14 protein-coding genes and 1 tRNA gene are annotated in these 13,892 nt (G+C 65.9%); 8 read left to right on the forward strand and 7 right to left on the reverse strand.

Features of this window, described 5'->3' with window-relative positions; genetic code table 11:
* The first annotated feature begins 313 nt into the window (after positions 1-313).
* Positions 314-2,332 carry a site-specific DNA-methyltransferase gene (locus LGM42_RS32470; RefSeq protein ID WP_059638570.1) on the forward strand — a complete coding sequence of 673 codons (2,019 nt, stop codon included), beginning with the start codon at positions 314-316 and terminating at the stop codon, positions 2,330-2,332.
* Positions 2,332-5,358 carry a type III restriction-modification system endonuclease gene (locus LGM42_RS32475; protein ID WP_226234371.1) on the forward strand — a complete coding sequence of 1,009 codons (3,027 nt, stop codon included), beginning with the start codon at positions 2,332-2,334 and terminating at the stop codon, positions 5,356-5,358. Before LGM42_RS32470 ends, LGM42_RS32475 begins: the two co-directional genes overlap by 1 nt.
* 148 nt (positions 5,359-5,506) lie before the next feature.
* Here the strand turns inward: LGM42_RS32475 and LGM42_RS32480 are convergent, their stop codons facing one another.
* The 5 genes from LGM42_RS32480 to LGM42_RS32500 form a co-directional block, all read right to left on the reverse strand.
* Positions 5,507-5,761: a hypothetical protein gene (locus tag LGM42_RS32480; protein ID WP_226234372.1), complete on the reverse strand. Its 255-nt coding sequence runs from the start codon at positions 5,759-5,761 to the stop codon at positions 5,507-5,509.
* Positions 5,762-5,817: 56 nt separating this feature from the next.
* A complete protein-coding gene (locus LGM42_RS32485; protein WP_060008881.1) occupies positions 5,818-6,114 on the reverse strand; it encodes a hypothetical protein in 297 nt (98 codons plus the stop codon).
* Positions 6,115-6,407: 293 nt separating this feature from the next.
* Entirely contained in the window at positions 6,408-7,421 is a 1,014-nt protein-coding gene (gene egtD, locus LGM42_RS32490) for an L-histidine N(alpha)-methyltransferase (RefSeq protein ID WP_226234373.1), read from the reverse strand.
* Positions 7,405-8,628, reverse strand: a complete 1,224-nt coding sequence (egtB, locus tag LGM42_RS32495) for an ergothioneine biosynthesis protein EgtB (RefSeq protein ID WP_226234374.1) — start codon at positions 8,626-8,628, stop codon at positions 7,405-7,407. Before egtB ends, egtD begins: the two co-directional genes overlap by 17 nt.
* Positions 8,629-8,639: 11 nt before the next feature.
* Positions 8,640-8,864, reverse strand: a complete 225-nt coding sequence (locus LGM42_RS32500) for a hypothetical protein (protein ID WP_226234375.1) — start codon at positions 8,862-8,864, stop codon at positions 8,640-8,642.
* A gap of 343 nt (positions 8,865-9,207) precedes the next feature.
* On the opposite strand from LGM42_RS32500, the gene LGM42_RS32505 reads away from it, so the two are divergent.
* Entirely contained in the window at positions 9,208-9,684 is a 477-nt protein-coding gene (locus tag LGM42_RS32505; RefSeq protein ID WP_059580368.1) for a carboxymuconolactone decarboxylase family protein, read from the forward strand.
* Positions 9,684-10,565 (forward strand): sigma-70 family RNA polymerase sigma factor, encoded by an 882-nt coding sequence (locus tag LGM42_RS32510; protein ID WP_060310269.1) that lies wholly within the window; start codon positions 9,684-9,686, stop codon positions 10,563-10,565. Before LGM42_RS32505 ends, LGM42_RS32510 begins: the two co-directional genes overlap by 1 nt.
* Before the next feature lie 76 nt (positions 10,566-10,641).
* On the opposite strand, the gene LGM42_RS32515 is transcribed toward LGM42_RS32510, so the two are convergent.
* Positions 10,642-11,148: a DUF2628 domain-containing protein gene (locus tag LGM42_RS32515; protein WP_060310270.1), complete on the reverse strand. Its 507-nt coding sequence runs from the start codon at positions 11,146-11,148 to the stop codon at positions 10,642-10,644.
* 449 nt (positions 11,149-11,597) lie between these two features.
* Positions 11,598-11,674 (reverse strand) — tRNA-Val (locus LGM42_RS32520).
* 509 nt (positions 11,675-12,183) lie between these two features.
* Here LGM42_RS32520 and LGM42_RS32525 point away from each other — a divergent pair.
* The 4 genes from LGM42_RS32525 (at position 12,184) to LGM42_RS32540 (ending at position 13,792) form a co-directional block, all read left to right on the forward strand.
* The gene (locus LGM42_RS32525; protein WP_226234376.1) at positions 12,184-12,363 is read left to right on the forward strand and encodes a hypothetical protein; all 180 of its coding nucleotides are present in this window, start codon (positions 12,184-12,186) and stop codon (positions 12,361-12,363) included.
* The gene (locus LGM42_RS32530) at positions 12,336-12,686 is read left to right on the forward strand and encodes a hypothetical protein (protein WP_226234377.1); all 351 of its coding nucleotides are present in this window, start codon (positions 12,336-12,338) and stop codon (positions 12,684-12,686) included. Before LGM42_RS32525 ends, LGM42_RS32530 begins: the two co-directional genes overlap by 28 nt.
* 26 nt (positions 12,687-12,712) lie before the next feature.
* A complete protein-coding gene (locus tag LGM42_RS32535) occupies positions 12,713-13,030 on the forward strand; it encodes a hypothetical protein (protein ID WP_059580358.1) in 318 nt (105 codons plus the stop codon).
* Between the two features lie 486 nt (positions 13,031-13,516).
* Positions 13,517-13,792 (forward strand): hypothetical protein, encoded by a 276-nt coding sequence (locus LGM42_RS32540; protein WP_226234378.1) that lies wholly within the window; start codon positions 13,517-13,519, stop codon positions 13,790-13,792.
* Positions 13,793-13,892: the final 100 nt, after the last annotated feature.

Here is a 13,892-nt window from a genome sequence, read left to right on the forward strand (position 1 = left end):
CGGGCGGGACTCGTCCCCTCCCGCCGCGACTCTCCCTGCGGCACGCCCGCGTTCGGCGTCGACCGCGCCCCTTTTTTCATCCTTTCCGCGGCGCCGTCGAATGCCCGCCGCCCGACCGCCCCGTGCCGCAACCGGTCCGAACTCGCTTGCGCCCCGTCCGGCGGGCAATCGCGGCCGATGCCCGCACGTTCGGCTCACATCGGCCCTTGACCTCGGCCGACCGACTCGCTAGCGTTTCGGGTTTGCCCCGGGCGGCCCTTGCCGCCGGTGCCGTGAGCGCGCCCGACGTCCTGGCGCGCACGGCCGGGCTCCGATGGAAAAGACGATGCACAAACTCGATGCGGCCAGCCCGCAGGCGATGTCGACGGATTTCACCGCCGACAACGTCGCGCGCCTGAAGGCGCTGTTCCCCGAACTCGTGACCGAAGGCCCGCACGGCGCGTCGGTCGACGTCGACGTGCTGAAGGCGCTGGTCGGCGAACGCACGGTCGGCGACGCCGACGAGCGCTACGGTTTTCACTGGCACGGCAAGCGCGCCGCGCGCCAGGCCGCGCTCACGCCGTCGACGGGCACGCTGCGGCCGTGCCCCGACGACAGCGTCGCGTGGGACGACACGCGCCACCTCGTGATCGAGGGCGACAACCTCGACGTGATGAAGCTGCTGCACAAGAGCTACGCGGGCAAGGTGAAGCTCGTCTACATCGACCCGCCGTACAACACCGGCAACGATTTCGTCTATCCGGACGACTTCAGCGACAGCATCCGCCACTACCTGGCGATGACCGGCCAGACCGAAGCCGGCGTGAAGCGCAGCACCAACACCGAGGCGAACGGCCGGTTCCACACCGACTGGCTGAACATGATGTATCCGCGCCTGAAGCTCGCGCACGCGCTGCTGTCCGACGAAGGGCTGATCGCCGTGCACATCGACGAGCACGAAGTGCATGCGCTGGTGCTGATGCTGCGCGAGATCTTCGGCGAGGAAAACGAGCTCGGCGTGGCCGTGTGGGACAAGCGCAACCCGAAGGGCGACGCGCGCGGCATCGCGTACCAGCACGAATCGCTGGTGCTGTTCGCGCGCAACGCCGAGACGCTGCTCGAACGCGCGCCGCTCAAGCGCCCGAAGCGCAACGCGCAGCGCATGCTCGACGCCGCGCACGACGCCGTGTACCGCAGCGGCAACCCGAAGGACGCGCAGAAGGCGTACCGCGCGTGGATGAAGGCGCAGACCAACCTGTCCGGCGGCGAGGCGATGTACGACCGGCTGTCGGCGGAAGGCCGCGTGTACCGTCTCGTGTCGATGGCGTGGCCGAACAAGAAGAAGGCGCCGGAAGAATACTTCACGCCGCTGATCCACCCGGTCACCGGCAAGCCGTGCGCGATGCCGGCGCGCGGCTGGCGCAACCCGCCCGCGACGATGCAGGCGCTGATCGAGCGCGGCCAGATCGAATTCGGCCCGGATGAAACCACGCAGCCGCAGCGGATCTACTACCTCGACGAGAACATGTACGAGAACGTGCCGTCGGTACTGCCGTTCGCCGGCTCCGACGACGCGCTGCTGAAGGCGCTCGGCATCCCGTTCGACCTGCCGAAGCCGGTCGACTTCGCGGCCGCCGTGATCGGCTGGTGCACGCGCGGCGACGACATCGTGCTCGACTGCTTCGCCGGCTCCGGCTCGACGGGCCACGCGGTGATGCAGGTGAACGCGACCGACGGCGGCGCGCGCCGCTACGTCCTCGTGCAGCTGCCCGAGGCGCTCGACCGCCGCGACAAGACGCAAACCGCGGCCGCCGATTTCTGCGCGAAGCTGAAGAAGCCGCTGACGCTCGCCGAAGTGACGAAGGAGCGCCTGCGCCGCGCCGCGCAGCAGGTCGCGCGCGATTATCCGGAAAGCTATGGCGACCTCGGCTTTCGCGTGTACCGGCTCGACACGACCAACGTGATCGAGTGGGACCCGCGCCGCGACGACTTCGACCATGCGTTGTTCGCATCCGTCGAACACGTGAAGACCGGCCGCACCGAGGACGACCTGCTCGCCGAGCTGACGCTCAAGCTCGGCCTCGACCTGTGCACGCCGGTCGAGCACCACCAGGTGGCCGGCAAGACGGTGCACCTGATCGGCCGCGAGATCGTCGCGTGCTTCGATGCGCGCCTGTCGCGCGACGATGCGGGCCCGCTCGCCGACGGCATCGTCGACCTGCTCGATGCGAGCGGCGCGTCGCGCGACGTCACGTGCCTGTTCCGCGACAACGGTTTCGTCGACGACGTCGCGAAGCTCAATCTCGCCGCGCTGCTCGAACAGCACGGCGTGAAGCGCGTGCGGAGCCTGTGATGCGGCTGCATTTCGAAGCGGATCTCGACTACCAGCGCGAGGCGATCGACGCCGTCTGCGACCTGTTTCGCGGCCAGGAGTCGTATCGCGGCGATTTCAGCGTGCTCGCGAACGCCGCGCCCGGCACGACGGCCGCCGCGCAAGGCTCGCTCGGCTTCGCGGTGTCGGAGCAAGGCGTCGGCAACCGGCTGTCGCTGACCGACGACGCGCTCGCGCGCAATCTCGCCGACGTGCAGTTGCGCGGCGGGCTGCCGCCGTCCGGCCTGCCCGGCTCGCGCGACTTCACCGTCGAGATGGAGACGGGTACCGGCAAGACCTACGTGTACCTGCGCACGATCTTCGAGCTGAACCGCCGCTACGGCTTCACGAAGTTCGTGATCGTCGTGCCGTCGATCGCGATCAAGGAAGGCGTGCACAAGACGCTGTCGATCACCGAGGATCACTTCCGCGCGCTGTACGCGGGCGTGCCGTACGACTACTTCCTGTACGACTCCGCGAAGCTCGGCCAGGTGCGCCACTTCGCGGCGAGCGCGGCGATCCAGATCATGGTGATGACGGTCGCCGCGATCAACAAGAAGGAGATCAACAATCTCTACAAGGACAGCGAGAAGACCGGCGGCGAGAAGCCGATCGACCTGATCCGCGCGACGCGGCCGATCGTGATCGTCGACGAGCCGCAGAGCGTCGACGGCGGGCTCGAGGGGCGCGGCCGCGAGGCGCTCGCCGCGATGGCGCCGCTCTGCACGCTGCGCTATTCGGCCACGCACGTCGACCGGCATCACATGGTGTACCGGCTCGATGCCGTCGACGCGTACGAGCGCAAGCTCGTCAAGCAGATCGAGATCGCGTCGGCGATCGTCGAGGACGCGCACAACAAGCCGTACGTGCGGCTCGTCGGCGTGTCGAACCGGCGCGGCGCGATCAGCGCGCGCGTCGAGCTCGACGTCGCGACGGCGGCTGGCGTGAAGCGCCAGATCGTGTCGGCCACCGACGGCGACGATCTCGAACGCCTGACCAGGCGCGCGCTGTACGCGGGCTTGAGGATCGGCGAAGTGCACGCGGTGAAAGGCGCCGAGTACGTCGAGCTGCGCCATTCGGAAGGCGAGGCGTTCCTGTCGCTCGGCGAGGCATTCGGCGACATCGACACGCTCGCCGTGCAGCGCGAGATGATCCGCCGCACGATCCGCGAGCACCTCGACAAGGAGCTGCGCCTGGCCGAACGCGGCGTGAAGGTGCTGTCGCTGTTCTTCGTCGATTCGGTCGAGCGCTATCGCCGCTACGACGAGAACGGGATGCCCGTGAAGGGCGACTACGCGCTGATCTTCGAAGAGGAATATGCGCGCGCGGCGCGCGTGCCGGCCTACCGTGCGCTGTTCGACGGCGTCGACGTCGCGCTCGAGGTCGAGCGCGCGCACAACGGCTACTTCTCGATCGACCGCAAGGGCGGCTGGACCGACACGAGCGAAAGCAGCGCGGCGGCCCGCGAGAACGCGGAGCGCGCGTACGGCCTGATCATGCGCGAGAAGGAGGCGCTGCTGTCGTTCGACACGCCGCTGAAGTTCATCTTCTCGCACTCGGCGCTGAAGGAAGGCTGGGACAACCCGAACGTGTTCCAGATCTGCACGCTGCGCGACATCCAGACCGAACGCGAGCGCCGCCAGACGCTCGGCCGCGGGCTGCGTCTCGCCGTCGACCAGGACGGCGAACGCGTGCGCGACCCGGGCGTGAACACGCTCACCGTGATCGCGACCGAGCGCTACGAGTCGTTCGCCGAGAACCTGCAGAAGGAAATCGAGGCCGATACGGGCATCCGCTTCGGGATCGTCGAGGAACACCAGTTCGCGGCGCTGCCGGTGCAGGAAGACGACGGCCCCGCGCATGCGCTCGGCATCGAGCTGTCGCGCGTGCTGTGGAACCATCTGCACGAGCAGGGCTACGTCGACGCGCAGGGCAAGGTGCTCGACCGGCTGAAGGATGCGCTGCGCCAGAGCGCGCTCGTGCTGCCGGATGCGTTCGAGCGGCTGCGCGCACCGATCGTCGCGATGCTGCGCAAGCTGTCGGGCCGCTTCGCGGTGCGCAACGCCGACGAGCGCCGCGCGATCGCGTTGCGGCGCGACGCGTCAGGCAAGGCCGTCGTGTTCGGCGAGGATTTCCGCGCGCTGTGGGACCGCATCCGTCATCGCACCGTGTACCGCGTCGAGTTCGACAACGCGAAGCTGGTGCGCGACTGCACGGCCGCGTTGCGCGACGCGCCGAACATCGCGCGGGCGCGGCTGCAGTGGCGCAAGGCCGAGATCGACATCGGCAAGGCCGGCATCGAGGCGATCGAGGTGGCCGGCGCCGGCACGGTGCTGCTCGACGAAGGCGAATTGCCGCTGCCCGACCTGCTCACCGAGTTGCAGGACCGTACGCAGCTCACGCGCCGTTCGCTCGCGACGATCCTCGCCGACAGCGGCCGGCTCGACGATTTCCGCGTGAATCCGCAGCAGTTCATCGCGGTAGCGGCCGACGCGATCAACCGCTGCAAGCGGCTCGCGCTCGTCTCGGGCATTGCGTACCGCAAGCTCGGCGAGCGCCACGTGCATGCGCTCGAATCGTTCGAGAGCGAGGCGCTGACCGGCTATCTGCGCAATCTGCGGCTCGACGCGCGCAAGTCGATCCACGAAGCGGTCGTGTGCGAGACGGACGCCGAACGCGCGTTCGCCGATGCGCTCGAAGCGCACGACGGCGTGAAGCTGTACGCGAAGCTGCCGGCGTGGTTCCGCGTGCAGACGCCGCTCGGCAGCTATCACCCGGACTGGGCCGTACTTGCGGAGCAGGATGGCGGCGAGCGGCTGTACTTCGTCGTCGATACGCCGAATACGGACGGCCACGTGCCGAGCGAGAACGAGCGCGCGAAGCTCGCGTGCGGCGAAGCGCATTTCCGTGCGCTGGCCGATGGCGACGGCGCGGCGCGCTTCGTGCGCGTCAGGCACGTCGACGCGCTGTTCGAACCTGCGGCGCCGCTGGCAGGCGCGAGGCGGTGAGACAAAGGGCGGCGACGAGTCGCCCTTTTTTGTCGGCGTGGCCGGGCCTTTATCGATCGCGCCACGCACGATGCGCGCCGCACGACGTCGTAAATGATCGTAACGATGCGTGCGCACGCATTCGGCATCGCGCCGGCGGCGAGGTCGCTTACTGCGCCGGCTGCATGCCCTGCGCGGCGGCCTTGTGCTGCGCGGCCTGCTCTTGCGCCTGCTTCTTCGCCATGTGATGACCGACGATACAGCCGCCGACCGCGCCGACCACCGCGTGGTGCCCCGCGTAGTGGCCAGCCACACCGCCGACCACCGCGCCCTTCATGCAGCCCGCCGCATGCGCGCTGCCGATCGTTGCGAGCGCAACGACTGCGGCGGTTGCATACCGTCCGATGTGCCGGATGGGATTCATGCGATCACTCTCCTCGTGTTGTCGTGATCAGTGTTCGCGCGAGCGGGTCGCCGTGCTCAGTCCCAACGGCCGCGCCAGCCGCCGCCGTCACGCCAGGCGCGCTCGCGCCATTCGTGTTCGCGCCATTCACGGCGGCGCCACTCGCGTTCACGCCATTGACGCGCACGCCAGTCGTCGCGATAGCCGACCGGCGCGTACATCACCGGCGGAGGCGGCGCCACGTAGACGGGCGCCGGCGCCGCATAGGCGGGCACACCGATGCCGACCGACAGGTCGACGTGGGCCGAGGCGACGCCCGAAGCTGCCAGCGCCGCTACACCGAGAACTGCACCGAGAATAAGTTTCTTGCTCATTTCGCGACTCCCTGCACGTGTCGTGCGTCATGTGACTACGGTTCGGAGTCTAGGCACCGTGTGCCGACACAGGTGAAACGGGTATGCGAGACAGGTAACGGACGTTTACGGGTGCCCGCAAAGCCTTGTGGAACAAGAAAGAGACGGTATTCCACACACCGTTGCGGCGATGCATCGGACCGGTAAAAAGGGGATTTTCGGCACGAAACCGGGCAACGGGATCGAACCCGCCGGTGTGCATGGCGAGCGAACCGCCCTCACCCTGCGGCGCGAGCGGTTCGTGGCGGCGCGCGTTACGCGCGGATATCGTCGACGCTGCGCAGCCAGTGCACGCTGAACAGGTTGTCCGCGTCGGTCCACACGGTATCGGGTTCGAACCCGGCGCGGCGCGCGATCGCATGAAAGCCGTCGATCGTGAACTTGTGCGAGTTTTCCGTGTGGATGCGCTCGCCGGCCTCGAAGCGGAACGCGTGGCCGCGCACGTGCACGGTCTGCGCGACGTCGCTGACGAGATGCATCTCGATGCGCTGCCGCTCGCGGTCGTAGAACGCGCAATGCGAGAACGCATCGACGTCGAAATCCGCGCCGAGCTCGGCATTCGCACGCGCGAGCAGGTTCAGGTTGAACTGCGCGGTCACGCCCTGCGCGTCGTTGTACGCGCGGTGCAGTGTGCGCTCGTCCTTCACGAGATCGACGCCGACCAGCAGGCCGCCGCCCCGCAGCAGCCGCGCCGCGTCGCGCAGGAACGTGTCGGCCTCTTCCGGCGAGAAGTTGCCGATCGTCGAGCCGGGAAAGAAGCCGATGCGCCGCCGCGGCGTGTCCGTCAGCGCGGCCAGTTGCTCGGCCTTCGTGTAGTCGGCCGCGAGCGGCGCGACGTCGAGCCACGGATACGCCGCCCGCAGCCGCGCGGCCGCGCCGTGCAGGTAGTCGGCCGAGATGTCGACCGGCACGTAGCGCGCCGGCGCGTTCGCGTAGTTACCCGCGAACGCGTCGAGCAGCACGCGGATCTTCTCGAGCGAACCCGCGCCGAATTCGACGATGTCCGCATGCGGGCCGACGCGCCGCACGATCTCGGCCGCGCGATCGCGCAGGATGCCGAGCTCCGTGCGCGTCGGGTAGTACTCGGGCAACTCGCAGATGCGGTCGAACAGCGCGGAGCCGGCCGCATCGTAGAAGTATTTCGGCGGGATGCTGCGCGGCGTGCGCGACAGTCCGTCGATCAGGTCGCGCTCGAATGCGCTCGGCCGCGAATCGCGGGCGGGTTGCAGGCCACCGCTCGTGGCCGTCAGATCAGACGTCTCGCGCAAGTCGCACCCCCGTGAATTGCCAGCGTGCCGCCGGCGGAAAGAAATTGCGGTACGTCGGCCGTTCATGCCCCGGCGGCGTCGCGATGCTGCTGCCGCGCAGGACCTGCTGGCCGACCATGAACTTGCCGTTGTATTCGGCAGCTACCCCGGCGAGCGGCCGAAAGCCCGGATACGGCTCGTACGACGAACGCGTCCACTGCCAGACGTGCCCGAGCATCTGCCGGATGCCGTCGGCCGCGAACGCGGTTTCCCACTCGAATTCGGTCGGCAGCCGTGCGCCGGCCCATTCCGCGTACGCGGCCGCTTCGTAGAAGCTCACGTGGCATACCGGCGCGTCGGGCGCGAGCGGCTCGACGCCGTGCAGGCCGAACGTGCGCCGCACGCGCGTGGCGGCCGCATCGTCGTCGTCCGGCATCCAGTACGCGGGCCCCTGCCACCCTTCCCGCTGCACCGTCGCCCAGCCGTCGGACAGCCAGAACTCGGGGCGCGTATAGCCGCCGTCGGCGATGAACGCCGCGAATTCCGCGTTCGTCACGAGGCGGTTCGCGATCTCGTACGGCCGTACGAGTGCCGTGTGACGCGGCCGTTCGTTGTCGAACGAGAACGTGTCGCCGTCGTGGCCGATCTCGACGAGCCCGCCTGGCTGGGGCAGCCAGCGCAGCACGCCGGCGTCGCCCGCGGCCATCGCGTCGCCGTCCGTCGCGTTGCGCGGCCGGAACGCCGGCTTCAACGGATTGCACGAGAACGCGTGCAGCATGTCGGTGACGATCAATTCCTGATGTTGCTGCTCGTGATGCAGGCCGAGCACGAGCTCGGGTTCGATCGCGTCGAGTAGCGCCGCATCGGCGCCGGCCAGCGCGCGCAGCATCGCGTCGTCGACGTACTGCCGGTACGCGTGCACCTCGTCGAGCGACGGACGCGTGAGCAGCCCGCGCTGCGGCCGCGGATGGCGCGGGCCGAGCGCTTCGTAATAGGAATTGAACAGGAACTGGAAGGCGGCGTCGAACGGCGCGTAGCCGGGCACGCGGCGCATCAGCACGACGGTTTCGAAGAACCAGGTCGTATGCGCGAGATGCCATTTCGTCGGACTCGCGTCGGGCATCGACTGCACGGCCTGGTCTTCGGCGGACAGCGTCGCGGTCAACGCGACGCTATGGGCGCGCACGTCCTGGTAACGGCGCTGAAGCTGGGATGCAAGAAGGCTCATCGGTTTACCGTTCACGTCGCGATTCGCTGCGTTGCGTTGCCGGAAAAGGGAAAGCCTTGCGCGGATGCGCGCGGCTGACGTGCGATTTGCTGCTGCGTCGTCGGGCAGCCGGCGCGCGCGCCGGGCCGCGGATGCGGCGTCACTTCATCTGCCCGTGCAGAACAGTATGGTCCAGAAATGTGAACGTCGCGAATCGGATTTCGGGTGAAACAAAGGCGAAAGAAAAATGAAAGCATGCGTGATGTCGGCATCGCCCGTGCAGCGGACCGTCGATGCCCCGTCGTGGTGGGGTTCGGCGACGGGGGCAATACGCGTGCCCGCCGCTGCATGCTGCTGACGCCCGGTGACAGCCGCACGGCGTGCGTGAAAGGTCGATGGCGCGCGTGGGTCGGAGGCGCGGCGTCCCGCGGACGATTCGTCAGTCGATATCGCGTTGTTCTCCGTGCCCCGCTCAACGCCTCTGCCCTTCGCTGGCCGCCGCTTTCTTCTCCGGCCGCAAAAAATTTTTTACGCCGATGTCACACGCGCGGGGGGCTCGCTCGTCATATCGGCGGAACCCACACGAAAGGAGAAGGAACCATGACTGCGAAACTCAATCCGTTTGCCGCCGCCCCCGCGTTGATGAAGCAATGGATGACCGTGTCGGTCGCCGCTGCCGGGAGCCTCGAGCCGACGCTGATCGAGCTGGTCAAGATCCGCGCGTCGCAGATCAATGCATGCGCGAACTGCCTTAACATGCACACCGTCGAGGCGCGCGAACAAGGCGAGACCGAGCAGCGCATCTACCTGCTGTCCGCGTGGCGCGAAGCGCCCTGCTACACCGACCGCGAACGCGCGGCGCTCGGCTGGACCGACGCGCTCACGCGGCTGTCGGAGGGCCACGCCGCGCACGAAGCGGCCCATGCGGCGCTGAACGACCATTTCAGCGAGGAGGAACAGGTGAAACTGACGGTGATGATCAACGTGATCAACGGCTGGAACCGGCTCGCAGTCGGCTTCGGGCTGTGGGTCGACCCGGCCGACGCGAAGGCCGCCGCCGCGAAGATGGTGGCCTGATGCCGAACCTCGACCCGGCCAGCGGCGGCGCCGACGAACGGGCTGACGCGGCGGCGAGCTTCGATCCGCTGCGTCGCACGCTGATCCGCGTCGCGTACCGGATGCTCGGTTCCGTCGCGGATGCCGAGGACATGGTGCAGGAGGCGTTCATCCGCTGGATGGACGTCGACCGTACCGACGTGCGCGTGCCGGAGGCGTTCCTGCGCCGCATGGTGATGCGCATGTGCCTCGACCAGTTGAAGTCCGCGCGGTATCAGCGCGAGACCTATATCGGCCCGTGGCTGCCGGAGCCGGTCGTCGAGGAAGACGAACAGGACGACGTCACGCTGCCGCTGCTGCTTGCACTCGAACGGCTGTCGCCGCTCGAACGCGCGGCGTTCCTGCTGCACGACGTGTTCGGCGTCGAATTCGACGAAGTGGCCACGACGATCCGGCGCGACCCGGCCGCATGCCGGCAGCTCGCCGCGCGGGCCCGCACGCACGTGCGCGACGCGCGGCCGCGTTTTCATGTCGAGAAGCAGCGCGGGATCGAACTGGCCGAAGCGTTCTTCGCGGCGTCGCGCAGCGGCGACATGTGCGCGCTCGGCGCGATGCTTGCGGAGGATGTGAGCCTGCATTCCGACGGCGGCGGCAAGCGCGCGGCCGCCGGCAAGCCGGTGTTCGGCTTCGAGCTTGTGATGCGGGTGCACGCGCACCTGGCCGAGTTGTTCGAGACGCATGCGTCGAAGCTCGTGCGGGCCGGGTTCATCAATGGACTGCCGGGGTTCGTCACGCTGGAAGCCGACGGCGAGCTGCAGACGACCGCGCTCGAGATCGACGACGGAAAGATCGTCGCGATCTATGTCGTGCGGAATCCTGATAAATTGAAGCATCTGCATTGAGGGTGCGCGGGTGGCGTGCGGGTTCAAGCGGCCACCCTGCCCGCTTTCTCGTTCGATCCGGCGCGAGCCGATGACGTCATCGGAATGCGGCCACCAAGGCGTGAATGAGCGACGTCGCGTAACAGAAAAATACGAACGCGACGGCAAAGCCGATTACCGCGAGCCAGTTCGTGCCGCCTTGCACGCTCAGGAGTGCAAGAAAGGAGTCGCCGGGTGCGGAATGGGGACGCAGCCTCGTGATCGCCCGGCGGACATGCGCCTGGTAGAAACTGTTGCCATGCAAGCCAAGCATCACCGAAACCCCGATCCCGATTGCGTTGCTCTGACTCGAGTCGAAGAAATTCGGGAAGAACAGCATTTCGATCAGCGAGAGCCCGAATACGATGCCGAATAGCGCCAGCGCATGCCAGTACATGCCGCGGTACGCCATCCAGAACGGCCCCACCAGAAAGGCTGCCCAGTTCCACGAATGCTTGCTCCTGCGTGTCGCGGCGATTGCCCATTTCGTTTCATACCAGCGGGCTTTTTTCCCAACGTAAGCGGCGATTTCGTCAGTGCTGACGAGTGTCGTGGTCTCGGACATGTGTGTGTTGGCCCTCGGTGGCGCAGCGTGCGCGTTATTGGTATCGGGTCCGCTCACTGCGTCGGCAAGATGTGTGCGCGTTCCCGGGAATGCCGCGACGGGTCTTTTCGGGTATCGGGACGCGTCGACGGTCGGCCGAGTCTATGCGGCGTACGGCGATGGAGTAAGAGAAGCCGGAGTAGCGTGGATGCGGGCGCGCGGACGAAACGCACGTCGGCTGGTGCTGTACCGCGCCCTGTGCATACGGCCGCAATTGTGTCGAACCGTTTCGACAGTCAATACGTGTAGCGCGGGATACGGAGAGAAACGTGAAGGCTGGCGCGCGGCCGGATGCTACCCGTCGGCGCAAAGAAAAACGCCACGCGAGGTTGCCGCGTGGCGTTTGTATGTTTGGCGAGCCGCGTTGCCTGTAGGCAAGTTGTGCTGCCGGACCCCTTCATTTTGTTCGTTGGTAGGCTCGATTGGATTCGAACCAACGACCCCCACCATGTCAAGGTGGTGCTCTAACCAACTGAGCTACGAGCCTAAGAAGCCGCGAATTATAGAGAGGGTTTTGGGGGAGCACAAGCCCCTTCGTGAAAATTTTTTGAAAGGGCGTGTGCGGTGGCCGACGATCGGACGTTGCCTCGCGATGCCGGCAACGCGAGCTTCATTTGTTCGCATCACAGCAAAACGCGTCGATGTGCTGCCGTGTTATCCACATCGCCCTCTGGATAACCGTCCCGCAAGCCTCTGGATTCACAGTGGAACGATTGAGGATATGTCGGCGCGGCTGTGAATCGACGAAAAGTTGTTCTGTGCTGCCGGACGCTGTTCACGTCGCGCACCCAGGGTTATGCATTTCGATTCGCGTTGAAAATTCAGTGCGTTACCGACGTTATCCACTGTGGGGCACAGGGTTTGTTAACTACCACTACGTATATATACGAACCCTGTTAACACCTTTGGATAAGCACAGTCCGTCGACTGTGCTCCGCTCACGCCGTGCGCTTCGTGTAGCGATTGGATGAACGAAGTCGAAAACTGTGGAGAGCATTGACCGATGCTTGGACCAGCCGCTCTGTAGAATTGCTGTCATCCTTGGTGAGTGGTCACGTGATGACATACGAGGTTCCGATGGTGTCGCGCGATGCGATTGATCTGTCCGATGGCGAGCGCATCGTCCGGGTGTCGAGCGACGCGCAGCTATGGGATTGGAAATCAAAGGTGAAATGATGCCGCTGGTGAATTGTTCATATCACGGACGTGTCGGAGGCGAGCTCGTGACTCGTGCTGTGTCCGAACTCGTCAACGATCGTGGCAACTGGAAGGGCGGCCGCGGGGTCGTGCCGTTGACGCTGGTGCGCGATGAGATCGAGTTTCCGGGCTACATGCTCGAATCGGAAGCGACGAAGCTGCTTGAATTGGGCGGGACGCACGCAGGCGGAGGCGTCTATCGGTTCGACGATGACGAGCCGATGGAGACGGCGATCGGATGGTTGACGGCAACGTGCGTTGAATGCCTGAGGGAATTGATGGCCGGGCAGGAAGCAGGATAGAAGCGCGGCGTCTTCGGGGAGAGGCGATGACCCAATTGAATTTCGGCGCGGTCGATCGATGCTCCGTCCGGCTCAATACCGCGACGCTGCTCGGCCTGAAGGCGGCCTACGAGGAATTTGCGAAGACCGGGCAGGACCTGCGTAACTTCGAGATCTACATCGAGGACGAAAGTGCAGCCAGGGTCGATCCGAAGCCCGAGGACGCCGTCATCGGTGTGACGTTCGCAGCGAAGATGCCTCCAGGCGTGCGCGGGCTCGGCAACGCGAGTCCGCTCGGGACGTCGATGAAGTATGTCGTCTCTCCGGAAACTGGCGAGATTCTCAGGGTTTATCTGATCAAGTGACTTCGGAGGCGATGAAGGTAGTCGGCCTTCATATGTGGATAACCTCGGTACAAAACGATGCGAAACGCTGTGCGGGCAAAAGGTGAGCGCGTGCGCGGATCACAAGCTGGGCCCAACTGGACGGAGAAAAGCAAGCTCTGAGAACGAGGTGCATGCGAAACGAACATCCGGTTTCGTGCGCTTGTCGACAGCCCGTATGTGGACAACCCGCACGCCCAACCAGTCGAATCGCTGTGCTCCGGACAGGTGAGCACCATGCATTCGACCATGCGAATCAGCCCGAACGTCTTGTCTGACGGGGATTTTCCGGAATAGCGCAGGCGATGCGGAGCGTCCTCGCGCGATCCGTAGTGATGGAATGTCGTGTGGATATCGAGCAGCCAACGCACTCGAAATCCTGTGCGCTCAACAGGCGAGGGTAAGCGAATTCGGTGCTATCCCCTCATCTATCCCTCCGACGACAGAGGCGTTCTCGGCGAAATAGCGGTGCTTGGGACAATCGGAAGCATCGTCGTTATCGCGGTTTTTCTGGCGCTGGTCTATGCGTACGCGAGCGACCTCAGGACGACCCTGAAATCGGTCAGCCGGGGATCGCGTGTGGCCGAACCCAACAGTGTCTGGCTGATGTTCCTCGTGCCGTACAACTTCATCGAGGACTTCTTCATTATTTCCAACGTTGTGAAGTCCCTGGAAGCGGAGTCTCGTATCAATCCGGCGCTGTCGGGTTGCGCTCGCTGGAGGTATCCGGAATTTAGTGTGTGAGGCGGGTTGAGATTCAGACTCCAATGTTGAATCGTTCTGGGTAAAGCAGTGCGAACTGAGTCATGGCGCTCTTCCAATCGTGCCGGGAACCCGTCCACTT

This window comes from Burkholderia sp. AU39826 (genome assembly GCF_020419965.1).
GTDB classification, from domain to species: Bacteria; Pseudomonadota; Gammaproteobacteria; order Burkholderiales; family Burkholderiaceae; genus Burkholderia; species Burkholderia semiarida.